20 protein-coding genes are annotated in these 25,341 nt (G+C 55.0%); 10 read left to right on the forward strand and 10 right to left on the reverse strand.

Annotated elements, in window-relative coordinates; all coding sequences use genetic code 11:
• Window positions 1-34 precede the first annotated feature (34 nt).
• Window positions 35-1,363 carry a S8 family serine peptidase gene (locus WKJ04_RS06875; protein WP_337879746.1) on the forward strand — a complete coding sequence of 443 codons (1,329 nt, stop codon included), beginning with the start codon at window positions 35-37 and terminating at the stop codon, window positions 1,361-1,363.
• On the opposite strand, the gene WKJ04_RS06880 is transcribed toward WKJ04_RS06875, so the two are convergent.
• The 3 genes from WKJ04_RS06880 to WKJ04_RS06890 all read right to left on the reverse strand — a co-directional run bounded on the left by WKJ04_RS06880 (window position 1,331) and on the right by WKJ04_RS06890 (window position 4,570).
• The gene (locus tag WKJ04_RS06880) at window positions 1,331-2,236 is read right to left on the reverse strand and encodes a hypothetical protein (RefSeq protein WP_337879747.1); all 906 of its coding nucleotides are present in this window, start codon (window positions 2,234-2,236) and stop codon (window positions 1,331-1,333) included. The genes WKJ04_RS06875 and WKJ04_RS06880 overlap by 33 nt on opposite strands.
• A 49-nt stretch (window positions 2,237-2,285) precedes the next feature.
• Window positions 2,286-3,110, reverse strand: coding sequence for a hypothetical protein (locus tag WKJ04_RS06885; RefSeq protein WP_337879748.1), 825 nt, complete (start codon window positions 3,108-3,110; stop codon window positions 2,286-2,288).
• Window positions 3,111-3,211: 101 nt separating this feature from the next.
• Window positions 3,212-4,570 carry a serine hydrolase gene (locus tag WKJ04_RS06890; RefSeq protein WP_337879749.1) on the reverse strand — a complete coding sequence of 453 codons (1,359 nt, stop codon included), beginning with the start codon at window positions 4,568-4,570 and terminating at the stop codon, window positions 3,212-3,214.
• A gap of 203 nt (window positions 4,571-4,773) precedes the next feature.
• Between WKJ04_RS06890 and WKJ04_RS06895 the strand changes: the two genes are divergently transcribed.
• The 3 genes from WKJ04_RS06895 to WKJ04_RS06905 all read left to right on the forward strand — a co-directional run bounded on the left by WKJ04_RS06895 (window position 4,774) and on the right by WKJ04_RS06905 (window position 9,019).
• Window positions 4,774-5,982 (forward strand): sterol desaturase family protein, encoded by a 1,209-nt coding sequence (locus WKJ04_RS06895; RefSeq protein WP_337879750.1) that lies wholly within the window; start codon window positions 4,774-4,776, stop codon window positions 5,980-5,982.
• The gene (locus WKJ04_RS06900; protein WP_337879751.1) at window positions 5,963-8,392 is read left to right on the forward strand and encodes a TonB-dependent receptor; all 2,430 of its coding nucleotides are present in this window, start codon (window positions 5,963-5,965) and stop codon (window positions 8,390-8,392) included. Before WKJ04_RS06895 ends, WKJ04_RS06900 begins: the two co-directional genes overlap by 20 nt.
• A gap of 75 nt (window positions 8,393-8,467) precedes the next feature.
• Window positions 8,468-9,019: a hypothetical protein gene (locus WKJ04_RS06905; RefSeq protein ID WP_337879752.1), complete on the forward strand. Its 552-nt coding sequence runs from the start codon at window positions 8,468-8,470 to the stop codon at window positions 9,017-9,019.
• A gap of 32 nt (window positions 9,020-9,051) precedes the next feature.
• Here WKJ04_RS06905 and WKJ04_RS06910 read toward each other — a convergent pair whose 3' ends face one another.
• Window positions 9,052-10,377 carry a 5-methyltetrahydrofolate--homocysteine methyltransferase gene (locus WKJ04_RS06910; RefSeq protein ID WP_337879753.1) on the reverse strand — a complete coding sequence of 442 codons (1,326 nt, stop codon included), beginning with the start codon at window positions 10,375-10,377 and terminating at the stop codon, window positions 9,052-9,054.
• 70 nt (window positions 10,378-10,447) lie between these two features.
• On the reverse strand, window positions 10,448-12,862 hold the full coding sequence (locus WKJ04_RS06915) for a TonB-dependent receptor (RefSeq protein ID WP_337879754.1): 2,415 nt from the start codon (window positions 12,860-12,862) through the stop codon (window positions 10,448-10,450).
• A gap of 142 nt (window positions 12,863-13,004) precedes the next feature.
• Here WKJ04_RS06915 and WKJ04_RS06920 point away from each other — a divergent pair, with 142 nt between their 5' ends.
• The gene (locus tag WKJ04_RS06920) at window positions 13,005-13,370 is read left to right on the forward strand and encodes a MerC domain-containing protein (protein ID WP_337879755.1); all 366 of its coding nucleotides are present in this window, start codon (window positions 13,005-13,007) and stop codon (window positions 13,368-13,370) included.
• A 13-nt stretch (window positions 13,371-13,383) separates the two neighbouring features.
• Window positions 13,384-14,577, forward strand: coding sequence for a zinc metallochaperone GTPase ZigA (zigA, locus tag WKJ04_RS06925; RefSeq protein ID WP_337879756.1), 1,194 nt, complete (start codon window positions 13,384-13,386; stop codon window positions 14,575-14,577).
• A 74-nt stretch (window positions 14,578-14,651) separates the two neighbouring features.
• On the opposite strand, the gene WKJ04_RS06930 is transcribed toward zigA, so the two are convergent.
• The 4 genes from WKJ04_RS06930 to hemN form a co-directional block, all read right to left on the reverse strand.
• The gene (locus tag WKJ04_RS06930; RefSeq protein ID WP_337879757.1) at window positions 14,652-15,092 is read right to left on the reverse strand and encodes a nucleoside deaminase; all 441 of its coding nucleotides are present in this window, start codon (window positions 15,090-15,092) and stop codon (window positions 14,652-14,654) included.
• Window positions 15,093-15,166: 74 nt separating this feature from the next.
• Complete coding sequence (locus WKJ04_RS06935; RefSeq protein WP_337879758.1) at window positions 15,167-15,364, reverse strand: YfhL family 4Fe-4S dicluster ferredoxin; 198 nt, start codon at window positions 15,362-15,364, stop codon at window positions 15,167-15,169.
• Window positions 15,349-16,659: a tRNA 5-hydroxyuridine modification protein YegQ gene (gene yegQ, locus WKJ04_RS06940; protein ID WP_337879759.1), complete on the reverse strand. Its 1,311-nt coding sequence runs from the start codon at window positions 16,657-16,659 to the stop codon at window positions 15,349-15,351. The genes WKJ04_RS06935 and yegQ overlap by 16 nt, the downstream gene beginning before the upstream one ends.
• Before the next feature lie 59 nt (window positions 16,660-16,718).
• Window positions 16,719-18,083, reverse strand: coding sequence for an oxygen-independent coproporphyrinogen III oxidase (gene hemN, locus WKJ04_RS06945; protein WP_337879760.1), 1,365 nt, complete (start codon window positions 18,081-18,083; stop codon window positions 16,719-16,721).
• Window positions 18,084-18,274: 191 nt separating this feature from the next.
• Here hemN and WKJ04_RS06950 point away from each other — a divergent pair, with 191 nt between their 5' ends.
• From WKJ04_RS06950 to WKJ04_RS06965, 4 genes are read left to right on the forward strand one after another with little or no spacing between them, the layout of a single operon-like run.
• Window positions 18,275-19,438, forward strand: coding sequence for an efflux RND transporter periplasmic adaptor subunit (locus WKJ04_RS06950; protein WP_337879761.1), 1,164 nt, complete (start codon window positions 18,275-18,277; stop codon window positions 19,436-19,438).
• Window positions 19,439-19,450: 12 nt separating this feature from the next.
• Window positions 19,451-22,585, forward strand: a complete 3,135-nt coding sequence (locus WKJ04_RS06955; protein WP_337879762.1) for an efflux RND transporter permease subunit — start codon at window positions 19,451-19,453, stop codon at window positions 22,583-22,585.
• Window positions 22,578-23,990, forward strand: a complete 1,413-nt coding sequence (locus WKJ04_RS06960) for an efflux transporter outer membrane subunit (protein WP_337879763.1) — start codon at window positions 22,578-22,580, stop codon at window positions 23,988-23,990. The genes WKJ04_RS06955 and WKJ04_RS06960 overlap by 8 nt, the downstream gene beginning before the upstream one ends.
• Window positions 23,991-24,038: 48 nt before the next feature.
• Window positions 24,039-24,650 (forward strand): helix-turn-helix domain-containing protein, encoded by a 612-nt coding sequence (locus WKJ04_RS06965; RefSeq protein ID WP_337879764.1) that lies wholly within the window; start codon window positions 24,039-24,041, stop codon window positions 24,648-24,650.
• 81 nt (window positions 24,651-24,731) lie between these two features.
• Here the strand turns inward: WKJ04_RS06965 and WKJ04_RS06970 are convergent, their stop codons facing one another.
• A complete protein-coding gene (locus WKJ04_RS06970; RefSeq protein ID WP_337879765.1) occupies window positions 24,732-25,280 on the reverse strand; it encodes an acyloxyacyl hydrolase in 549 nt (182 codons plus the stop codon).
• Between the last annotated feature and the right edge of the window lie 61 nt (window positions 25,281-25,341).

Here is a 25,341-nt window from a genome sequence, read left to right on the forward strand (position 1 = left end):
GTGAGCATTTAACCAGAAGAGCCAAGGAGTCTGTATGCGTTACCTGAGCCTGATGCTGGTGCTGACCACAGTGACAGCGCATGCCCAGCTTAACCCCCTACTGAACCAGTTACCAGTGCAGCTGCCTGTGACTTTGCCCGAAGTACGGTCATTAAAACCTGCTGCATTGCCTCAGGCCGAACTCAGAGAGCTGCGCCAGTTACGGCAGCAGTTGCAGCAACAACTGGACCCCTTAACCCACCTGCCAGAGCGGCTGACTTTAGGTATACCGGGCACGCAGAGCCTGACCGAAGTGCAGATAAGCCCTGGCCAGCGAGCCGTGGAGCGGGAGTGGCTGATGCTGCTCAGTGCGGCTCAGTGGCAGGCGTTAAAACCTGTGTTGTCTTTGCCTCACCGGGTGCGTTATCTGGCCGCATTGAACCTGTACCAACTGACATTGCAAGTGAGCACGGAGCAAGACCAGGCAGAGCAGCTTCGGCAGTTGTTGCCTGCGGAGCTGCATCTGCAGCTGGACCGTCATTATATTTACCAGTTGCAGCAGGGGGCGGTGAATGAAGCGGTGCCCGCCCCCCAACCCAGCACCTTGAGCTGGCTGCCACTTTGCAATGCCCCGGTCAGCCTGGGCCTGGTCGACAGTGCGGTCGAACCCTCCCACCCGGCCCTGAGTTCTGCCCGCATTCAAAGCCGCCGTTTTTTGCCTGCCACAATGGCTGGCTCCGCAGCGCATGGCAGCGCCGTTGCGTCAGTGCTGGTGGGGCGTTATCAGCAACTGCAGCCATTGCTGCCGCAGGCACAGTTGCTGGTGGCGGAAGCCTTTTACCAGCAGAACCCCTATCAGCATGGCGCCACTTTGGATTCTTTGTTGCAGGCGCTGGACTGGCTGGCTGGCCAACAGGTGAGTGTGATTAATCTGAGCCTGACCGGACCGGCCCATCCGGCACTGCAGCAGGTGGTCGAACAACTGAGTCAGCAATTGGTGTTGGTGGCGGCGGCAGGCAATGCAGGCCCGGCCGCAGCCCCTTTGTACCCGGCAGCTTACCCGCAGGTGCTGGCGGTAACCGCAGTGGATCAGCACAGAACCTTGTACCGATGGGCCAATCAGGGCGACTACATAGATTTTGCTGCACCCGGTGTGAAGGTATGGACAGCCAAAGCTGGCGGTGCCTTAAGCCAACAAAGTGGCACCTCGCTGGCAAGCCCTGTGGTGGCGGCTTTTGCCGCCTGCGCTTTGCAGCAGGGGGTGCCGCAGCCGCAACTGCCTGACTTTTTACGTCAGCAGGCCACAGATTTAGGAGAGCCCGGGCCGGACCCACAGTTTGGTGCAGGGTTGTTAGAACCCGGAAAACTTGTAACTCAGCCCTAACTGTACTTGCAACTGCCGGTAATTCAGGCTGTCGGTGCTGGAATGCACCCACTGTTGTTCCAATGAGCTTTGCAGCGCCAGGCTGCGCCAGAGCGTCCAGTCCAACCCCAGCCCCAGGTAGCGTTGCTGATCCTGCCGTGCTTGCGGTTCTTGCTCAGACCAGGGTGCCTGATAATCGCGCCACTGGTAACCGGCTTTGACCTTCCACTGCCGCTGGCTGTCGGCCTGTGTATAAGCCCAGCTCAGTTCCAGCGCTGGCCCATGATAACTGAAATTGGCCAGTTGCGCCCGTTCCCACTGATAGGCACCGGCCATTTGCACTCGCTGCCGGCCATCCGTGCTGAACCAGAATTGGTCCCAGCGCAGCTGATGCTGACGGGCATCCCTGTCGGCCAGTGCAGCAAACTGCTTCTGACTCCATTGCCAGCTGGCACGCTGGTACCAGCCCGAAGGCCAAAGCCGGGCCAGATAAAGCCCTGGCTGGTAGAGCTGCAAAAAATCCTGTGTTGCAACATCGGCATCGGCGTAATTCAGCGTCAGCCCACCCCGCCAGTCAGCCAGCGCCGTCGACCAGTCCAGGCTGTGGATCCACAGTCTGGTGTCAAACTCAGGGTTGTGTTGCCAACGCTGTAACTGCAGCATGCTGTTCCAGTTCAGTTGGTTGTCGCCCGATTGCCACTGGGCTGACACCGAAGCACTGTGCTGCCAGCCCTGATCGGACTGACCAGACGCTTGCTCCAGCTCTTTGACTTTCAGATTATCGGAATACAGACGGGCCGTTTTCACTTCAGCCTGCCAGTTGGTTTGTGCCGCTTGGGCTGAAGCTGTGGCCAGGGTAAGGGCCAGCAGGGTGAAGCTCAGTGTGCTGTTCATTCTCAGATCCTCCCCCCTGGTACCGGCTGGCAGCACCAGGGGATGTCCATTACAGGCCAATACCTAACACGGCATTCAGGTTCGCCTGAACCGACTGCATCACCTGCTGATTGACGGTCTGCTGCACAGCTCCCGACAGTTGCTGACTGACTTGTTGGTTCAGTTGCTGCTGCACGGCAGTCTGGCTGTGTTGTTGTACTGTCCCCACCACAGCGCCTGTCACAGTACCGGTCGCTGCAGGTTGCAGCGTCGGCGTTTGTGGCACTGCCGGGGCTTGTGGTAACGCCAGATCCTGGCTGGTGGCCAGAGCTGTAGCGCTCGCGCTGCTGATAACCGAGTTGCCAGCAGTGGCCGAAGCTCCCAGCAAACCTGAAGGTAACTCGCTGCCAGCAGTGATCAGCTGTGTCCCTGCCAATGCAGCTGCTGTGCTGTTGGCGCTTCCCAGTACATCCACTACAGGCAACTGGGGTGTCTGACTGGGCGCTGCACCCACACTGCTGCTTTGTGGCAACCCAACCAGCGCCGAGGCCTGGCCAGAGCCTGAAGCCTGCCCTTCTGTTGTGCTTTGGGTGGACGCCGTCAACCCAGTGCCGGTCATGGCCGGACTGGAAATTTGCACACTGCCAGAACCCGAGGCTGCTGACGTCGTACTGGCTGAAGCGCCTGCAGAATTCAGTGTCAGTTCGCTGCTGTTATTGCTTTGTACTGCACCAGCCACATTGGCCTGAGCACCGGGCGTCACATGGGCCGTGGTGCTGGTCGAGGGGGTGGCAGACGGGCTGGCCGAAGTAGAAGTTTCAAACTGATTGGCCAGACACAGGCTGCTGCAAAACAAGCCCGCAGTGGCAAAAGATAAAATAGATAAAGTGTTCATAACCGTTGCTCCTGTGACGTTAGTGTCATAGCGATAACGGTCAGCCGGTTTTTTTATTCCCGGCAGGCGTCATTTTTTTACGCCTGCCCGAAAAAAAGCACTCAGTGGCTGAGCAAAGTGCGGAAATTGCTGGCCATCGGATACTGGGTTTTACTCCAGCCAAGGCGCACCAGCACCGTATTCTGCGACGGGATCATCATCACTGTCTGATGGCGGTTGCCCATCATGGCATACGCATCGGCTGGCAACTCTGGCCAGCGCAACACCGCGTCGCCACGGTTCAGCCAGAACTGGTAGCCATACGCCTTTTCATTGTCACTGCTGTTGGGCGCCGTGGCCTGCTGCACCCACTTTGCATCAAGCAGCTGCTGACCATTCAATTGCCCTTGCTGCAGCATCAGCAAACCCAAACGAGCCCAGTCCCGCGCCGACGCATAGAGGTAAGAGCTGCCGACATAATCGCCGGACTGGTCCATTTCAAACAGGAAATGCCGCATGCCCAAGGGGGCAAAGAGTTCGCGACTGGCAAAATTCAGTGTGGCCTGCGGACCACCAGGGATCCGGTCTGACAACAAGCGGCTCAGTAAATTGGTGGTGCCGGACGAATAAGAAAACTGCCGGCCGGGCGGCTGAACCAACGGGCTTTGCAACGCCACTTGGGCTGCACTGGGTGCGGTAAATAACATATGGGTGGCATCACTGCCCGGCGCATAAGTTTCATCAAACCCCAGGCCTGAACTCATCTGCAGTAACTGTTCAAGCCGAATAGCGGAGCGTTCATCCTGGGCCCATTCCGCAAACAAGGCGGTGTCACCCAGCTGCAGTTGTCCTTGTTGCATCAGGCGCCCCAGCAGCATAGCGGTCACGCTTTTCGCCATAGACCAGCCCAATAAAGGGGTTTGGGCCGTCACCCCCTGAGCATAACTTTCGGCGACCACCTGGCCGTTTTTCATAACCAGCAAAGCCCGGGTTTCAAAGCCTTGTTGGTTGTCATCAGCCAGCATCCAATCCAGTTGTTGCTGCAAAGTGGTGTTAATAGTGGATACCTGCTCGCCAGCCGGCCATTGCGCATCCGCTGTCACAGGCCCTTCAACTTTGCTGAGCGCCGCCAAAGATTCAGCTTCTGTGAACAGCAAAGCGCAGCCGGTTGCCGGGTAATACTTAGCTGTGACGTCTGCCATACCAAATAAATCCGCCTGCACTGTACGTTCAGCATCGTTATACACTAAGGTCACCTCCCGGTTCACCGACGAATAAGAGGCCAGATCCTCCACAACACGTTCAGGCGAATAACCGGAAATATAACGGGCTGAACAGGCCAGTTTGGCACTCATATGAGTGGACACCTGCAGCGCGTGGCCCAGATGCCAGGGGGCAAACCCCAGCAGCACCGGCACAGCGGCCATACAAAATGTAAACACAACTAGCAAAGCCACTAAAATAAAGGTTACAAATTTCATAGTTTGATAGCTTTTTTTCGGTCAATCTGGGGTCATTTGACAGGAAAAAGCAGTGAACAGGCAACAACTCTTCGCAAACAAAAAAAGCTATAGACAATACCAACAGCTCTGCTAGTCTGGTCTGAACAGTTGGCTGAATTCTGATAACAATAACGCCTATGAATTTTGTCATTTACGCTATACCTGCTTTTTTAATATTGATAATGCTGGAGATTTATCTGGACTGGCGTTATCAGCGGCACACCTATCGTTTTAACGACGCCATTAATTCACTGAACCTGGGCATGATGAGCCAGGTGACAGGCATTGCCCAAAAAACAGTGCAGTTCAGTGCTTATTTGCTGGTGTTTGAGCATATTGCCTTATGGAACCTGGGCCGTGACAGCTGGTGGATCTGGCCTTTTGCTTTTGTGGCTTACGACTTCTGCTACTACTGGTTTCACCGTGTCAGCCATGAAATCAACCTGTTCTGGGCCGGTCATGTGGTGCATCACCAAAGTGAAGAGTACAACCTGAGCACCGCACTGCGACAAAGCAGTGGCACCTTTTTAGGCTTTTTGTTTTATTTGCCGATGGCGCTGATTGGCATTGAACCTTATGTGCTGGTGACTGTGGGTTCGCTGAACCTGATTTACCAGTTTTGGGTGCACACCCGTCATATTCACCAGATGCCGGCCTGGTATGAGGCCATTTTTGTAACCCCCAGTAACCACCGCGTGCATCATGCCCAAAACCCTATTTATATGAATAAAAACCACGGTGGGGTCTTTATTGTCTGGGACCGCCTCTTCGGCACTTATCAGCCGGAGCTGGCCGACGAGCCGGTGATCTTTGGTGTGACCAAACCACTGGCCAGCTGGAATCCGGTCTGGGCCAATCTGGATGTGTACTGGGCCTTGGCCAAAGACAGCTGGCGCACCGAAAAATGGGCAGACAAAGTCAAAGTTTGGTTTAAAAAAACCGGCTGGCGCCCGGCCGATGTGCGTAAAGCCTATCCGAACAAGAAATTCGATCCTTACCAGCAGGTGAAATTTGACAGCCCCTTGACTGGCCGCCAAAAGCTGTATGTGGCCTTTCAGCATCTGACGCTGATAGCACTGGTGCTGCAGTTTATTCTGGCCTCGGCCACCATGAGCCACAGCAGCATTTTGCAGGGCGCAACCCTGTTGGTGTTTACCTTATTCTGCCAGGGCTATTACCAGCAACAGCGCCCCTATTGGCTGTGGCTGGAAACAGGTAAAAACCTGCTGCTGGCCGCTTTGTATTACCAGTATTTAGGCCCGGCGTCAGCGCCTTACCTGCTGTTATGGCTGCTGCTTGCCAGCCTGCTGCTGGTGACGGCCAGAGGCCAAAAGGTCACAACATTAAAACAACAACACGACAGGGGAGACTATGAGTCACAACAGCAGTAAAGCACGGACGCCAGTATGCCTGGCCGTCAGTCTGGCGCTCGCCAGCGGCCTGGTGCAGGCACAACAGACCGATGAAGGCATTGAAGTGATTGAAGTTACAGCACAAAAACGTGCTGAGAATATGCAGGAAGTGCCGATTGCCATCACGGCGTTCAGCGCTGACACCATTGATAAAATGGGCCTGAAAAATATTAATGACCTGGGACTGATCACACCGGGTCTGGAAACCAACAACGCTACCGCCACCCAAACCAGTTTTAATATCCGCGGCATTTCCACCAACGATTTTGGCATCGGCCTAGACGCGGCCGTGGCTGTCTATATTGACGGCGTCTATGTCGGCCGTCGTGGCACGTCGAACCTGAACTTTAATGACGTCGAACGGGTGGAAGTATTAAAAGGCCCTCAAGGCACCCTGTTTGGCCGTAACTCGGCCGCCGGCGCCATTCATATCATCACCAAAGCCGCCAGTGCTGACCCGGAAGGCCAGTTTAAAGCCACCTTGGGCAGCCATGGTAAAAATAAAATGGAGTTCTCTGGCACTGCGGCGCTTGGCGACAACCTGAACGGCCGCATCAGCCTGAACCGCAACAAACGTGACGGTTATCTGGATGTTAAAGACAGCGACGAAAAATACGGCAATCAGAATGACTGGGCGGTGCGTGGGTCTTTGGAATGGGCCTGGGAGCGGGCTGAACTGGTACTGCGTGCCGATTATTCCGATATCGATCAGCAGGCACGCCCTGCCGTTACCTTAAACACCACCTTTGGCAGCGGTGACCCCTTTGGCCCTATTGAATACGACTTTGAAGGCAAAGAAACCCGTGAAGCCGGAGGCCTGTCAGCTGAACTGAATTACGATCTGGGGGATGAGATGAGCTTCACCTCCATCACGGCTTACCGTCAGTTTGACCGCGGCAATGCGATGGAAGATGACGGTTCAGCCTACGCCAGCGCTTATTTTGTCAGTAACCTGATTGAAGACCAGAGCCAGTACAGCCAGGAATTCCGTTTAAGTCAGAACACAGAAAACTTTAAATGGACCTTTGGCACCAACTGGTACAAAGAAGACATCGATCAAACCACCCAGGCCACCTTTAATACCCTGACCTTTGACAGTCTGGCCGTGGTGCAGATGGGGCTGGACCCACGTATTGTGCTGCCGATGGGCACTGGGGTGGCCGGTGCTTATATGACCATGGGCACAGCCCAGGCCCGTCAGGCTGTTGCCAATGAAATTGGCCGTCTGATGATGCAGGGCCTGACCTTTGCCCAGGCGCAGGCCTCGGTGGCCAACACCCTGATCAACGCCAACCTGACCAAAGTCTTGGGTCAGCATATGGAGCAGTTTGACAACAATGGCGTGACCGAAAGTGTGGCCATGTATTTCGACGGCACTTATGCGCTGACCGACAAACTGGACCTGACGCTGGGCGGCCGTCTGACCTATGACGTGAAAGATTTTTACCTGCACAGCGAACCGCAAAACTTCTTTACCGTGCCTTTTGGTGGGGTAGGCGAAGTGCCGCTGGCAGTGGCGTTTATTCCACAAAGTGCCACCCAGGAAGCGGATTGGTCCAAGTTCACGCCACGTGCCGTGCTGGATTACCAGTGGACGCCAGAGCTGATGACCTACATTTCGTATGCGGAAGGCTTTAAAGCTGGCGGCTTTAACACCCTGGGTGAAGCACCTGCAGTCAAAGAAGAAACGGTTGAAAACACCGAAATTGGTATGAAATCCAGCTGGCTGGACAACCGTCTGCGCGTCAATCTGTCGTTGTACCAATACGACTACACCAACCTGCAGCAACTGGAACTGGTCGGCCCGCCGGGCGGCGTCCCGACTTACAACCTGCGTAACGTCGATGCCGAAGGGAATGGCTATGAAGCCGAAGTGATTTGGCAGGCCACCCCGGATCTGCGCCTGACCGCCAACTATGGCCATGTGGAAACTGAATACACCAAATGGCAGTACTTTGCCTGGGAAAATTCCGGCAGCAAAGTGGGCCAGGCCATTTCAGGTATGCCGGAAGATCAGGCCAGTGTCTGGCTGGATTATTATTTCAGCGGCCTGAGTGGTCAGTTTAACCTGCACTTAAGTTACGCCTACACAGGCGACCGGACCCAAGGCGTCGACGGGCCAGAACTGGCGGTATTGCCTTTTGAACAAGGCAGTGTCACTGGTCTGAATGACGATGAATTGAACTCCATTAAAGGCTATGGCCTGCTGGACGGGCGTTTAAGCTGGCACAGCGACAACCACCCCTTCTCTCTGTCGTTTTATGTGCATAACGCGCTGGATAAAGAATACATTATCCAGACCGGTGGTCAGGCCATGGCGGTGGGTTCGCCTATCGCCACTCCGGGCCTGCCACGGATGTACGGCTTTGAGTTTGGTATGACCTTCTAAGCCTGACCGAACTAACCCCGGCGTCCAGCTTGTCTGCGCCGGGGTTTTTGTTTGGTCCTTTTCTGGAGCAAAGCAATGATGATTCTGGCTTTTGCCGGCGAGCTCTGTCTGATCGCCGCGTTATTTTGGGCTCTTTACAGCTTAAACCGGCACGCGACAGCCCCCAAAGCCGCCGTCTTGGTATTGGGTCTGGCCTTGGGGTTTATTGCAGTGACCGCCAGTATGGGGGCCAGCCGTTATTTGGGTGACAGCACTCTTATTGCCTGGCATGACTGGGCGTCCTATGGGTCAAAAACTGTCGCCATGCCGCTGTATCTCTGTGCAGTGCTGTGGCTGTGGAGCCCGTCAGGCCGCTGGTTGGCCTTATTGTTTGGCCTGTTGGGTTGCAGCCCTGTGCTGGGCGCACCGGCCATGCTGACGGATCTGGCGTTAGTACTGGCGCTGCTGCGGCTGATTCAGTGCTGTGCTCAGAAGGCTGTGTTAGTTTTGGCCTTAGTGGCGTTGGCTCTGGTGCCGCTTTGTGCTTTGTTGCCAGAGCCGGACCTGGCTATGGGTTTGTTCCACCTGGCACTGGCGGTTCACTTTGGGTTGATCGCTTGGTTTATTCAACAACAAAAAGCGGCCTGACAGCCGCTTTTTGTTCGTTTCAGCACAGAGTCTTAATGGCTGTGTTCTTCGGTTTCACCGGCAACACCTAACCACACCAGTTTATGTGGGGTGTAATCCAGCTCCAGTGTGGTGCTGATTTGCGCACTTTCCAGTTCGACAGTTTGCAGGGTTTTGCTGGCCGGGTTCAGCACAAAAGCCTGCTCAGCACCGGCTGATAAACTCAACTGCAATGCAGAACCTGTTGGTATTGCGCTCAGGTTAGTGGCCACCTGAATTTTACTGGCCAGGCTAAAAGCTGGTTCAGCCTCGTGGCCGTTGTAGTGCAGAATACTCAGGTAACCGGCAGAATCGAGCAGCACAAAGTGTTCACCTGAGGCAGAAAAACCATAACCTGCAATAGTGGCACCTGTGGTCACAGCCCAGTCAATTTTATCCAGGTGCTCATGTTCAGCATCCACCGCAAACAGGCTGGTGCCGGCAATACCGACAAAGTGTTCCACCGCCGGGTGAGCTTCCAGAGTGCCGATCCGCATGGTGCCGGTAAAATCGGCGGTATTGGCCAGTTTTTTACTGCTGAAGCTGTCACCGTCCTGCTCTATCAGCAGCACACCATCACTACAACCAAAAGCTATCCAGTCTTCTGTCTGCGCGCTGCCATGCAACGAAGGGCAGCTGTCGGCAAACACCTCTTCATCATGGTAATGGTCGCCATGTGCATGGAACAAGCCCACTTTATCTGGCAGGGTGCCGGTGGCTCCGGCATCACGCAGCGTGGCCAGCAAGTAATCACCACGGGCCTGTGCTGCACCATGCTGATAAGTACTCAGTTGCAGTACAGGGTAATCGGTTGCCGCTTTACCAATTTGCTCGTCAGTCAGTACCACAGCTGAAGCCGGTAAGTTACTGGCTGCCAGACCGTCGTTAAAAATAGCCACCTGGCTGCTGTTGGTTTGCACATGAGTCGGCCGCACACCACTGAGCTGAAAACTCAGTAAGCTGGGTTCTTCTTCATACCCATGCTGATGGTCACCATGATCTTCGGCATAGACGCCACCATCAATAAACTGCACCTTGTCTGAAGTGCGGTGCACAGCCAGCGCATAGCGGAAGGTCGGCGACGCATACAGATACTCTGGGCTGGCCAGCAGATCAAACTGCTCCACCAGTTCTTTGTCTTCCAGGCCATAAACCCGCAGTACCGGACTGTCTTTATCCGAAATAGCCAGACGGCCAACACCGCTTTCTTCGTCATGGTCATGGTCGTCTTCGACCGGGATCGGCTCTTTTTCCACAATGTGGGTGGTGCTGTCGCCACAGGCAGCCAACAAAGCCGCAGACATCAGCACGGCCAGTAATTGAGGTTTGGTTTTCAACATAAAAAACTCCGTGTAAAAAAAGCCGCAGCACCGCCAGGAACATGTGCACAAGGCACTGCAGCCAGAAAAGTTAAAATTCGCCGCGGATACCGACACCAATGGAACGGCCAGGTAACGGGGCCAAGTCTTTCAGGAACGAGCTGTGCACCCGCGCCTCGCGGTCGGTCAGGTTGCTGCCTTTGACATAAAAGGCCATGTCCTGGCCAGCCCAGTCGAAGTAATAATTCAGATTGGCGTCCAGCACTGTGTAACCGGCCGTTGCAGTTTCCAGCACCTCCAGCTTGTCTTGTTTGCCGTAATGGGTCAGACGCAGATCGGACGAGAACCATTGGCCCTGGTAAGCCAGTTCTGTGCTGAAGCGCAGTGGTGGCGTCCGTGGTAAATCCCCCCCCTCTTTTAAGCGGGCACGGATATAGTCAGCCTGATTGGTCCAGGTCCACTGTGGAGCCAGCTTCCAGATCAACTGCGCTTCAAAACCATGCAAAAGCGCATCGGCTGGCTGAAACAGATACAGAGGCAATTCATCGCTGTGCTCTTCCTCTTCATGATGGTGCTCTTCGCCTTCGTGCTCATGTGAATGGCCACTTTCAGCAAACAGACCTGTATTGGTCTGGTAGTAGTAATTGTCCACCTGGTTGTAGAAGGCATTCAGCACGAAACCAAAATCGCCACTGATCTTGCGTAAAGTCAGGTCCAGATTGGTGGCGGTTTCCATTTCAATGGGGTTGGGGTTCAGCACAAAGGCGGCTTCGCCTTCTGCATCCGGGTTACGGATAAAAAGCGCCCCCACTTCATAGGATTGAGTACCAATATGCGGGCCAAAAGATAACAACTCAGCCGCCGAAGGAGCACGTTCCGAGCGGGACACCGAAACCCCAAGGTTATAGCCTTCGGTAAAATCCCAGACCAAACCGGCAGACAAACTGGAAGGTTCAAATTTGTGTTCAGCGTCAAACACCCGAATGGCATTGCCACCATACTCGTGGTCGTCGCCATCATGGCTGTGGGCCGATAAAGGCGGCAACAGTGCATCTGAGGCTGAAATTTTCACCTGTTCAACCCGGGCCCCCAACTGCAGTAATACAGCGCCAAAATGCCGCTCTTCAATCCAGCCCAAGGCCAGGCTTTGTGAATCTGACGGGGGGGTAAAGGCTTCTTCACCTACAGCTTCGAAATCACTGTGTTTGTAATGCAGGCTGAGGCCACCTTTCCAGTTCAGCCATTCGCGGTGCAGCAGTTCAAAGCGGGCTTCTTCGCTTTGGTTGGTAAAGGTGGTCCCTACTTCATCGCCTTCAATTTCGGCATGTTGATAGTCGGTGTAGCCAATACGGCTGTTCAGCCCACTGATCCAGCTGTGATCAAAATGCAGTTCACTGAGCAGTTGAACCCGGTTTTGCGTCATATCAGCAAATACAGATCCAGCCGCATCCTCATGTTCTGCTTCTTCACCCTCTTCTTCCCCGTGATGATGGTGATGACCTGGAATACCGTACTGACGCTCTAAGCGGCCAAAAGACAAGCCGACATAGCCATTGTCCAGCAGGTAGCTGCTGCCCAGCGTGTAACCTTCGGCTTCGCCTTGAGTGTTTTCCACCCGGCCAGTCTGCTCTTCCCCTGCTTCCGGATTGGCTTCAGCTGAGCCTGGAATTTTGTAACTGTCATGGTCACGCCAGAACGCATCCGCATAAAAGGCCACGGCCCCCACGGCCGTCTGACCAGCCGCAGAGACCAGTTTCTCGTTATTGACCGATTCACGTTGCAGCAGATAACTGGCTTTGGTTTCATCCGTGGTCGGGATACGCTGATCCACCACATTCACCACTCCGCCAATAGCGCCACTGCCATACAGCAAGGTAGCCGGACCACGCAGCACTTCAATTTGTTCAGCAGTGCTGGCTTCAGCCGACACACTGTGGTCAGGCCCAACCCGGGACGCATCACCGGCATCCAGGCCATTCTGGGTGATCAGCACACGAGGGCCGTCCAGGCCACGGATAATGGGGCTACTGGCGACAGAACCATAAAAATTGCTGTGCACACCCACTTCATTTTTCAGGGTGTCGCCCAACGTCGCCGCCTGGTTCATTTTCAGTTTTTCACCGGATAACACAGTGACCGGCATGGCAGATTCAACCACCGAAGCGTGGAAAGGGCTGGCTTTGATATCAATAATTTCCAGCGCTGTTGCAGGCAAGGTCAGCACCAGGCCATTCAATCCTTCGGCTGGTACATCCAAACGCCAGTTTTTATGCACAAACTGCTCTGCTTCCGCATGCAGCTCAATCACACCAAAGCGATTCAGCTGCAGTGAAAAACTGCCGTCTGCCGCTGTTTTGAAGTCAGTGTTGGAACCCGCCAGACTGACCTGCGCATTGGCCACAGGCCGGCCCTGTTCATCAACAATTTTACCCGTCACCTGCTGCGCCGCAGCAGCATTGCAGCACAAAGCGGCAATCGCCAGAGCCAGTTTATGTTGTTTTCTCATCACGCTTTTTAATCCCGCAGTTTGACCTTGATGGTGAAAATCACACTTTGTGATAGTGTCACAAAAATAATACCGTGATAATATAACAATTATTCGCGTGATACTATCACAATTCATCGCTCAGCACTGGAGGATCATCGGAATGAAAGACCTGGTTGCGGCCTGGTGTTCGGGGCTGTGTATTGTCCATTGTTTGCTGACACCTGCTTTGTTGCTGGCCGGAATAGCCGGAGTCGCCCCCTGGCTGGAACAAGACTGGCTGCATCTGAGTTTATTGGTGCCTGTGGTGCTGTTGTTGATCTGGAGCCTGCCAGCGTCCCGCAAATGCCATGGTCGCAACAGCCCGCTGCTGCTTGCCATTCCGGGCTTGTTCTTACTCGTTGTTGGCTGGTTTATGCCTGAAGAGCTGGAAGTCTGGTGTTCTGTCGCCGGCGCCTTATTGCTGATGCTGGGTCACTTGCTCAATCGTCAGTATTTAAAGCAACAACAGCTGCTGTCTCATTGTTAAAAGGAGTGTGTGCATGCCACGTATTTTGCCCGTCACCGTGTTATCCGGTTTTCTTGGTGCCGGTAAAACCACCTTGTTACGTCATATTTTGCAAAACCGTCAGGGTCTGAAAGTGGCGGTGATCGTCAATGATATGAGTGAACTCAATATTGATGCCGCCATCGTCAAAAACGAAATTGACCTGCGCCGCGCAGAAGAAAAGCTGGTTGAACTCAGTAATGGCTGCATTTGCTGTACCCTCAGAGAAGATTTGTTGCAGGAAATCAGCCAACTGGCCGCAGAACAGCGTTTTGATTATCTGGTGATCGAAACCACGGGCATCTCAGAGCCGCTGCCGATTGCCGAAACCTTTACCTTTGAGCTTGAAGACGGCTCGTCATTGCAGCAGATGGCCAGGCTTGACAGCATGGTCACAGTGGTCGATGCGGTGAACTTTCTGCGTGATTACCGCGAGGCCAAAGCCCTGCAGGACACACAACAGCACCTGGGAGACGAAGACGATCGCAGTGTGGCCGATTTACTGGTGGAGCAAGTTGAATTCTGTGATCTGCTGGTGCTGAGCAAAACCGATTTAGTCAGCGCAGAGGATCTGGAAGAACTGCAGGCTATTTTACACAGCCTGAACCCCGATGCTGAGCAACTTTGTGCACGCATGGGCGAGGTGCCGCTGGATAAAGTGCTGAACACAGGCCGCTTTAACTTTGAAAAGGCGCAGCAGGCGCCAGGCTGGCTGAAGGAAATGCGTGGTGAGCATCAGCCTGAGTCGGAAGAATACGGTATTGGCAGCTTCAGCTTCCGGGCCCGCTTGCCTTTCCATCCAGAGCGCTTCCATCAATTTCTGCATCAGGACTGGCCTCAGGGCAAACTGTTGCGTTCCAAAGGCTACTTTTGGCTGGCCAGTGCCCCAGACCTGGCCTGGCAGTGGCATCAGGCCGGCGGTATCGCCCGTTATGGTCAGGCCGGCTTGTTCTGGCATGCAGTGCCAGAGCAGGACTGGCCGGAAGATGCTGAAAGCAGGGCGGCGATCCGCAGCCAGTTTGCCGGCGACTTTGGCGACTGTCGGCAGGAACTGGTATTTATTGGCCAGGGTTTGGATCAACAGCGCATGCTGCAGCAACTGAATCAGTGCCTGCTGACAGAGCATGAACTGGCCCAGGGACAAACAGAGTGGCAACGCTGGTCCGATCCTTTCGCTGCAGTCGCTTAACCCGTTCTGAACCACGGACTGACGCTGAACTCAGTCCGTGGCGTCAGTGCCCCGCCTGAGGTGAAGGCGAAAGCTTATTCACCTATATCTTCATTCCACAGCTCTGGCTGTTGCCTGATAAACTCCTGCATCAGCCCAATACACTGTGGATCCTGCTGCACCACCAACTGCACACCGCGGCTCTGCAGGTAGGCCTCAGGACCCTGAAAAGTCTGGTTTTCCCCTACCACAACTTTACCAATGCCATAGAGCAGCACAGTGCCACTGCACATATCACAGGGGGACAAGGTGGAATACAGCGTGGCTTTGCGATAATCACTGGCTTTCAGCCGGCCGGCATTTTCCAGGCAATCCATTTCGGCATGCAAGACGCAACTCCCCTTCTGCACCCTTTGGTTGTGCCCTTGCCCGACGATCTGACCGTCGATCACCAGCACGGAGCCAATAGGGATGCCTCCTTCTGCCAGACTTTTTCTGGCCTGCGCTATTGCTGCCTGCATAAAGGGATCCTGCATGCCTGACTCCTTGCCGTTGACGCCATTTATTTCACACTATAGCCAGTGAAGATTGCAAAAGATAGTCAGTATTATCAGGTAGATGGCAACGTCTCAATGCAGTCCAGCGGACAAACCTCCACACAGGCAGGCTGGTCGTAAAAGCCAGCACATTCAGTGCACAGGCTGCCGTCTATCTGGTACTGCCTGCCATCATAGGCAATCGCCTGATTCGGGCATTCAGGGGCACACATATCGCAGTTAATGCAGCTGGCGTCTATCCGCAACGACATGAGGCTTCCTCACAGTGCGGTACATTGCGGCTCTGGCGGATTAACATGGCATGCTGAGGCTCCAGACCGTCAGGCAACGCGAGATACAGGGTGTAACCAGAACCCGGGGCCACCAGCACAGCCTGGCCCTGAGCATCCCGCAGATCCACTGCCGTCAGCCATTGGTTACCGGAAGGATGCATCAGCAGTAAGGCGTCTGTGACCGCAAAGCGGTTTTTGACCTCCAGTTCTGCCCGGCCCATGCGGTCAACACCACCCGTGAATTCGCCCACCAGCACCTGCGGCCCCTCGCTGTGGCTGGTCTGGTAATTTTGCAGCTGTTGTGGCTGGTGGCGCTGCAGAAAACCAGCGGTAAAACCGCGATTGGCCATGCCTTCAAGCTCCTGCAGCAACGCCGGGTCAAAGTCTTTGCCCGCTGCAGCATCGTCAATAGCGCGTCGATACACCTGAGTGGTTCTTGCCACGTAATAAGGCGATTTAGTCCGGCCTTCAATTTTCAACGAATGCACGCCCATGGCCAGCAAGTCCGGTACAAACTCCACCGCTCTTAAATCTTTGGAGTTCAGGATATAACTGCCATGCTCGTCTTCTTCCATGCTCATCAGTTCGCCGGGGCGGCCCTGCTCTTCCAACAATACAGGCGGAGAAACAGGCACAAACTGGCCGACTGCATCTTCGGTTGCCTGATGCAGCTGATAACTCCAGCGACAGGCGTTGGTGCAGGCGCCCTGGTTTGGGTCGCGTTTATTGAAATACCCTGACAGCAGGCAACGGCCGGAGTAGGCCATACACAAGGCACCATGAACAAAGACTTCCAGCTCCATGGCCGGTACCTGGCGGCGGATTTCGGCAATTTCGTCCAGCGCCAGCTCACGCGACAAAATGACGCGTTCAATGCCCAGCTGCTGCCAGAATTTCACCGCCGCCCAATTCACTGTATTGGCCTGTACTGACAAATGCAGTGGCACCTGTGGAAAATGCTCACGCAGCAAATACACCACGCCGGGGTCGGAAACAATAAGCGCGTCAGGCCCCAGCGCCACGGCCGGAGCCATCTCCTCAACAAAACGGCTCAGTTTGCTGTTATGCGGCGCTATATTGACCACCAGATAAAACTTTTTCCCCTGCTGATGCGCTTCGTCTATGCCCTGCTTTAAGCGGGCTAAGTCAAATTCGTTATTGCGCACACGCAGACTGAAACGCGGCTGACCGGCGTAAACCGCATCCGCACCATAAGCAAAAGCCAGCCGCATTGCTTTTAAACTGCCAGCTGGCGCCAATAATTCAGCTTTCACAAGGACCTCAAAAATAAAAAGGCGACGGACCTTAAAGCCCCCGCCAGACTCACAAATGCTTACACCACTTTGGAGTAGCTGGTTTGCACCGCCAATTGCAGGTAGCGGTCAAAACAGGCGCAGACCAGCCGCACCAGCAACCGGCCCAGCGCCGTCACTTCAATCCGCTCCGGCGTCACGCTGACCAGGCCATCCGCAATCAACGGCTGCAGCTGGCTGCGGCTTTGCGCAAAATAGTCCCAGAAATCGCTGAGCTGCCACCTGGCTGAAAATGCCGGAATATCCAGCTGGAAGTGGCACATCAGCTGGCTGATCAAGGCGGCGCGGATTTTGTCGTCACCGGTGGAGCTGTAGCCACGTTCCACTGGCCAGGCTCCCTGTGCCAGCAACGTCTGGTAAGGTTGCAGTTCTTTATGGTTTTGCCACATCACACCGCCGACCTGGCTGATTGATGACATGCCAAGCCCCAGCAAAGCATCCTGTCCCTGCGTGGTGTAGCCCTGAAAGTTACGCTGCAGGCGGCCCTGTTGCTGCGCCTGTGCCAGTGGGTCCGAGGCTTTGGCAAAATGATCCATCCCAATGGCCTGATAACCGGCCTGAGTCAGGTGCTCAATGGCCAGTTCTAACAAGGCGAGTTTTTCGTCAGCCTGAGGCAGGCTCTGCGTCGGGATTTTGCGCTGTGCCGCAAATCGGGTGGGCAAATGGGCATAACTGAACAGCGACACCCGATCCGGGTTCAGTGCAATGACCTGCTGCAGGGTGCTGGCAAAGCTTTCAGCCTGCTGCAACGGCAACCCATACACCAGGTCCAGGTTGACCGACTCAAACCCCAGCTGCTGTGCCTGGTGCACCAGTGCTTCCACCATGGCATAAGGCTGAACTCTGTTGATGGCTTGTTGCACGGCCGGGTCAAAATCCTGTACACCAAAGCTGACCCGACGAAACCCCAACTGAAATAAATGCGCAAGCTTGGCCCTGTCACAACTGCGGGGGTCAATTTCAACCGACCAATCAGCGTCCTGCTGCACTGGCAAGGAGCCACCTAATAAGCCAACCAGCCGGCTCAACTGGTCTTCTGTTAAAAAGGTTGGTGTACCGCCTCCTAAATGCACCGCATTGATGTGCCTGTCGTGCAGCAGTGGCTGGTAAAGCGCCACCTCCTGTTCCAGTGCATCCAGGTAGCGGTCGGCTTTCAACGAATGCCGGGTCACCTCTTTAGTGCAGCCACAGTAGTAACAAAGCTGCTGACAAAACGGAATATGCAGATAGAGGCTGAGTTGCTGCGGCCCCTGCGCTAACGCTGCCTTGACAGCCGACACGGGAAAACCTGGCTGTAAAGATAAAGCGGTTGGATAGGAGGTATAACGCGGCCCGTGCACATTGTATTTCTGTAGCAATTCTGCCGACCAAAACCCAGTGGTCATCATCAATCCTCTGCTGATTTTTAGCTGCCAGTGTAAAAACAGCACCTAAGCTTGGTATTGATCCAGCACAACAAAACAGCGATTCAATCTGTACCAGTCAGACCAAAACCCTGTTTCCAGCGACAAAATACGCTGGTCAAGTCGGGTTACAAAGTTTAGAATGAACGTTCACTCTAAATGGAGATTTACTCATGCAGCCTAACCGCATCACTTTGTATTTATGTTCAGCCCTGGCGGGCTCTGTGTTACTGGCCGGCTGTGGTCAGGCTGAACAAGGCGCAGCAGCAGGCCAGCAGGCACCCGCTGTAGGTGTGATTGAACTGAAAGCCCAGACCCTGACACTGAGCCGCGAGCTGCCCGGCCGCACCAGCGCTTATCAGATTGCTCAAATCCGTCCTCAGGTCAGCGGTATTATCGAAAGCCGTCAATTTACCGAAGGAGCGAAAGTGCAGGCCGGACAAGCTTTGTACCAAATTGACCCGGCACCTTTTGAAGCGGCCCTGGCCAGCGCCAAAGCCGCAGAAGCGCGCGCTGTGGCCGCTATCGCCAGCACGGAAGCCAAAGCCAGACGTTACCGTGAGCTGATTAAAATCAAAGCCATCAGCCAGCAGGAACTGGATGAAACCGAAGCCGCCTACAAACAGGCACGAGCAGACCTGCTGACCGCTCAGGCGCAAATCAAAACTGCACAAATCAATCTGAATTACAGCAAAGTGAAAGCCCCTATTGCTGGCCAAATCAGTAAATCCAGCGTGACAGCCGGTGCTCTGGTCAGCGCCAATCAGGAAGATGCCTTAGCCACAGTCACCAGCCTGGACCCGATTTATGTCGATTTAACTCAGTCCAGCACCGAACTGCTGCAACTGAAAAAAGCGCTGGCGTCAGGTGAGCTGGGCACTGCGGAAGCCGTGGTCGAACTGACACTGGAAGATGGTACCACCTACGCCCATAAAGGCAGCCTGCAGTTCTCGGAAGTCACGGTGAACCCGGACACAGGTTCTGTCACCTTAAGAGCCCTGTTCCCCAATCCGGAGAAACTGCTGTTGCCTGGTATGTATGTGCGGGCCACTGTGCCTGAGGGCGTAAAAAGCAATGTCATTCTGGCCCCACAACGGGGTGTCAGCCGCAATGCCAAAGGCCAGGCAACGGCCATGGTGCTGAATAAAGAAGGTATTGTAGAGCCACGTGTGTTGAGCACAGAACGCAGCATAGGCCATGAATGGCTGGTGACCTCTGGCCTGAATGCCGGCGATCGCTTAATTGTGGAAGGTTTGCAAAAGATCCGTCCCGGAGCTCCGGCCACAGCGACAGCCGCTGAATCCACCCCAAGCAGCAATGCTGCTACTCAACACTAAGGGAGAAACCGGATGTCCCGTTTTTTTATTGACCGCCCCATTTTTGCCTGGGTGCTGGCCATAGTGGTCATGCTGGCCGGTGTGCTGGCCATTCAATCCCTGCCCATTGCCCAGTATCCGTCCATTGCGCCGCCAGCCATTGCCATTCAGGCCAGCTACCCTGGTGCATCGGCCCGGACTCTGGAAGATACAGTCACCCAGGTCATTGAGCAGAAAATGAAAGGTCTGGATGGTTTGATGTATATGTCATCCACTTCAGAGTCCAATGGCTCCGTGACCCTGACGTTGACCTTCAGTGCCGACACCGATCCGGATATAGCCCAGGTTCAGGTGCAGAATAAACTGGCATTGGCCACCCCACTGCTGCCGCAAGAAGTGCAGCGCCAGGGGGTGTCTGTGGCCAAATCGGCGCGTAACTTCCTGCTGGTCGCCGGCTTTGTTTCCGAAGACGGCAGCATGAGCAACGTCGATATCGGCGATTATATTGCGTCCAACGTACAGGACGTGGTGTCGCGGGTGGAAGGCGTGGGCGAAGTGCAGTTGTTCGGTTCGCAATATGCAATGCGGATTTGGCTGGACCCGGCTAAATTGCAAAACTATAAACTGACACCTGCGGATATCAGCAGCGCCATTACGGCGCAAAACGCCCAGGTTTCCGCTGGTCAGCTCGGTGGCATGCCTGCCATTGAAGGCCAGCAACTGAATGCGACTGTGACAGCCCAAAGCCGGCTGCAGACCCCAGAGCAGTTCCGCGCCATTCTGGTGAAAACCAACAGCGATGGGTCGGTGGTGCGACTGAGCGATGTGGCTACAGTGGAGCTGGGCGGTGAAAGTTATGGCGTCGTGGCACGTTACAACGGCAAACCGGCCTCAGGTATTGGTGTCAAGCTGGCCAGTGGCGCCAATGCACTGGCCACTGCTGCCGGGGTGAAAAAAGCCCTGGCCGATCTGGAGCCCTACTTCCCCGCTGGTCTGAGCGCTGTGGTGCCTTATGACACCACCCCTTTTGTGTCGTTGTCGATTGAAAAAGTAGTCCACACCCTGATTGAAGCCGTGGTGCTGGTATTCCTGGTGATGTATCTGTTTCTGCAGAACTTCCGCGCCACCTTAATTCCAACCATTGCGGTGCCCGTGGTGTTGTTGGGGACTTTTGCCATTCTGTATGCGTTTGGTTATTCCATTAACACCCTGACGATGTTTGCGATGGTACTGGCGATCGGCCTGCTGGTAGACGACGCCATAGTGGTGGTGGAAAACGTGGAGCGGGTGATGACCGAAGAGAAGCTGTCACCACTGGAAGCCACCCGTAAGTCGATGGACGAAATTAAAGGGGCACTGGTCGGTATCGCCATGGTGCTGTCCGCTGTCTTTGTCCCTATGGCGTTTTTCGGCGGCTCCACCGGCGTGATTTACCGCCAGTTCTCTATTACCCTGGTCTCTGCGATGGCGCTGTCTGTGCTGGTTGCCCTGATTCTGACACCCGCGCTTTGTGCCACCTTGCTCAAACCCAGTCATGTGCATAACGAAAAATCGCTGCTGGGTCGTTTCTTTACCGGCTTTAACCGCGGCTTTGATCGCACCAATAAAGGTACGCAGAGTTTTGTCGGCCGCATGATCCGCCAGGCCAAACGCTATCTGGTCATTTATGCGCTGATTGTTGGCGGTATGGTGTACATATTCAGTCACTTACCTTCTGCCTTCCTGCCAGACGAAGACCAGGGCATTCTGTTTAATCAGGTGGTGTTGCCCGCTGGCTCCACCACAGAGCAGACGCTGAACGTGGTGAAAAAAATGGAAGACCACTTCCTGAATGATCAGGGTGAAGCGGTGAAATCCGTCTTTGCTGTAGTTGGTTTCAGCTTCGCCGGTTCAGGTCAGAATGCCGCCTTGGGTTTTGTTAACCTGAAGCACTGGGACGAACGCCAGCGGCCGGATTTATCCGTCGGTGCCGTTGCCGGTAAAGCCATGGCCTATTTCGCCACCATTAAGGAAGCCTTTGTGTTCGCCTTCCCACCACCGGCCGTAGTGGAACTTGGCACCGCCAATGGCTTTAACCTGTTCCTGCAGGACAGAACCGGCATGGGCCATGAACAGCTGCTGCAAGCCCGGAATATGCTGCTGGGTATGGCAGCGCAAAGCCCTGTGCTGGCGGGTGTGCGGCCAAACGGCCAGGAAGATATGCCAGAACTGAAACTGGATATTGATTTAGCCAAGGCCACAGCCCTGGGAGTCAGCCAGTCCGATATCAACAACACCCTGGCTACCGCCTGGGGTAGTAGCTACGTCAACGATTTCATTGACCGTGGCCGGGTGAAAAAAGTCTTCCTGCAAGGGGATGCCGACAGCCGGATGGCGCCGGAAGATCTGAACAAATGGTATGTGCGCAATCAGCAGGGCGACATGGTGCCGTTCTCTGCCTTTGCCAGTTCACACTGGGCCTATGGTTCACCACGGCTGGAGCGGTATAACGGCTTCTCGTCGATGGAAATACAGGGTGCTGCCGCCCCGGGTTACAGTACAGGCCAGGCGATGGACGAAATGGAACGCCTGATCAAACAATTACCTGCAGGTATTGGTTTTGAATGGACAGGTATTTCGTATGAAGAGCGCGCCAGTGGCGGCCAGGCTCCGCTCTTGTATGCCTTGTCATTGCTGGTGGTGTTCCTCTGTCTGGCTGCCTTGTATGAAAGCTGGTCTGTGCCTGCCGCCGTGATGATGATCGTGCCGCTGGGGGTCTTTGGTGCCGCCACCGCCGCCTTGCTGGGCAGTCTGTCCAACGACATTTATCTGCAGGTGGGTTTGCTGACCACTATTGGTCTGGCCTCGAAAAACGCCATTCTGATTGTGGAGTTTGCTATTCACCGGATGGAACAGGGCCTGGGACTGGTCGATGCGGCCATTGAAGCGGTGCGCCTGCGCTTGCGGCCTATCCTGATGACGTCCATGGCCTTTATCTGTGGGGTGTTGCCGCTGGCCATTGCGTCCAGTGCAGGTTCTGGTGCGCAAAACGCACTGGGCATCTCGGTGATTGGTGGCACCCTGGCGTCCAGTATTCTGGCTGTGGTCTTCGTACCGCTGTTCTTTGTGCTGGTGCGCCGCCTGTTCCCTCTCAACCCCAAAGCAGACGAAGGAGTTCCGCATGAATAACCCAAGTTTTCTGTTATCGGCCCTGAGCCTGCTGGTGTTGTCGGCCTGCTCTCTGGCCCCGGACACCCCGGCGCAGCTGGCTGAAACGCCAGCCAGTTACCCACAGGACGCCACCGCGTCCGTGGATCAGAAGGCCAGCACTTTGCATTGGGCTGAATTTTTTAACCAGCCACAGCTGCAGCAATTGATGAAGCAGGCGCTGGAGCAGAATAAAGACCTGCGCCTGGCCGCACTCAATGTGGAAAGGGTACGTGCCCAGTACCAGATTGCCGATTCCGCCCACTACCCTGGCCTGGATCTGTCGGGTTCCGGCACTCGCCAGCGGCTGCCGGGGGATTTAACCGGCACAGGGCAGGCGGCTGTTTCGTCGCAGTATGGCCTGAATGTCGGCGTGACGGCCTATGAGCTGGACTTATTTGGCAAAGTGCGGAACCAGTCCGAACAGGCACTGCAGCAGTTTTATGCGTCGGAGCAAAACCGGACTTCAGCACAGATCAGCCTGCTCAGTGAGTTAGCGGCCAACTGGTACAGTTATGCCGCCAATCAGCAACTGTTGGAGTTGGCCACCCATACGCTGCACAGTCAGCAAAAAACCCTGGAGCTGACCGAAAAACGCGTTGAGCTGGGGGCTGCCTCGGAGCTGACGCTGCAGCAGGTGCGTGGCACAGTGGCAAACGCAGCGGTAGAACAAAGCCGTTACCAACGTTTGCTGCAGCAAACGAAGAACGCGCTGGATGTGTTAGCGGGCGGTCCGGTCGACCCAGAACTGCTGCCAAAGCAGCCCTTGTCAAAACTGCTGACACTGCCCGATTTACCAGCCGGTGCTCCCTCCGATTTGCTTGCGCAAAGGCCGGATCTGAAAGCAGCGGAGCATCAGCTGAAAGCCGCCAATGCCAATATTGGTGTCGCCAAAGCGGCTTATTTCCCCAGCATCAGCCTGACCGCAACTGCCGGCACCGCATCTGCTGAACTGGGCGGCTTGTTTGAAAGCGGCTCAGGTGCCTGGAGTTTTGTACCGCAAGTGTCCATGCCCATTTTTAATTGGGGGCGAACTCAGGCCAATGTCTCGATTGCGGAAACGGACGGAAAAATTGCGCTTGAGACTTACCAGCAAAAAGTGCAGCAGGCGTTCCGGGAAGTGGCCGATGCGCTGGCCGACCAGGCGGGCTACCGTCGCCAGTTAGAGGCATTGCAGCAGCTGTCTCAAAGCAGTGAACGTGCCTTTACGCTGGCCAATGCCCGTCATCAGCAAGGGACCGACAGTTATCTGGAAGTTCTGGATGCACAGCGGAACTGGTATAGTGCGCAGCAACAATTCATCAGCGGACAGCAGGCCAGATTACAGGGCCAACTGACCCTGTATAAAGTGTTGGGTGGCGGCTGGCAGCCGAACCCGGCTCCCTAACCGGTCATTCAGGGCTGCAGTAAGACTGCAGCCCTGTGGAGTAGTCCTATGTCTGAAAAACCTAAACGTCACCTGGATCCAGAACTGGCCAGAACCCGTCGCGCGCAGGTGATTAACGCTGCCTCCGATTGCTTCAGGCGTAAAGGGTATCACGGTGCCGGTATGGCCGAGATTTCCAAAACGGCGGGCATGAGCGCGGGCCATATTTACAATTACTTCGACAGCAAAGAAGCCATTATTGAAGCCATTATTGAACGCGACAAAGCAGAGATGTTTTCGGTATTTAATGGTTTTTTGGAAGAACAAGGCGATTTGCTGGACATTATGGTCAATGGCGCAGATACAGGAGTGGAAAAACATCTGGATGTGGAGCGCGCCGCTTTGGAGCTGGAAATGCTGTCAGAAGCCGCCCGCAATGCCAAGGTGGCCACATTGCTGCAACAAAGTGACGCCGCCGCACGGGCTCTGATGAAGCAACTGATGCAAAGTGAACGCAGCCAAATCCGGCATCTGCCGGAACATGAGCTGGAGGGCCGAATTGCCGTGATGTTTGCCATGATCACCGGCCTGATGTTACGCCGGGTGCTGCACCCGGAACTGGACAAAGGCACTGTGCTGCAGGCACTCAAGCCACTGCTAAAAACCTTATTGACCCCTTAAATGTGGCACAGCCCGACGCACAGCGCCTGCAACGCCGGGCTGAACTGACTCAATGGCCTGGCAACAGGCCCGTTCAGCACTTCAGAAATAATAACTGTAAGACAGGCTGACAAAGTCCAGCCCCGGATTCGGGTGTTTCAGACCGGCATTCGAATAATGCAGGTAACGCAAACTCAGGCTTTCATGGTCTGAAATCCAGGCCAGCAGACCCAGTCTGTCCTCAAACTGGTAGTGGGTACTGACATTTTTCCCGGCAAAATAGGTGTCATCCAGAAAAGATACCCCGATACCAAACTCGCCCTGCCAGTCCACCCCCCAAGCCTGCCCCAAGGACCATCGTACTACCGGAGACGCCGCCACAACCAAATTGCGATCCGAACTGTTTTGCGGGCCATAACGCCAGAAGTTGGCGCTGCTTTCCAGCCACAATGCCACCTGATCCGGCAACCAATCCGGATTGGTGACCCTGTACTGGTACGCCAGTTTGATCCCCTGGACATCCCCTTCTCCTTGCAGATAATCGACCGTGACAGCCCGCTGGTTTCCTGCATGGGCCCCACCGGCTCCGAAACCACACAACAGCAGTGCTGCCAGCAGCACACTGCGCCCTGTTTGACCACCGATACTCATAACAACCTCATTCACTCTGACTCTGGCCAGGTTCAATTCAGGCTGCTATTATCCAGAACGA

It is taken from the genome of Rheinheimera sp., assembly GCF_037442345.1.
In the GTDB taxonomy this organism is placed as follows: domain Bacteria; phylum Pseudomonadota; class Gammaproteobacteria; order Enterobacterales; family Alteromonadaceae; genus Pararheinheimera.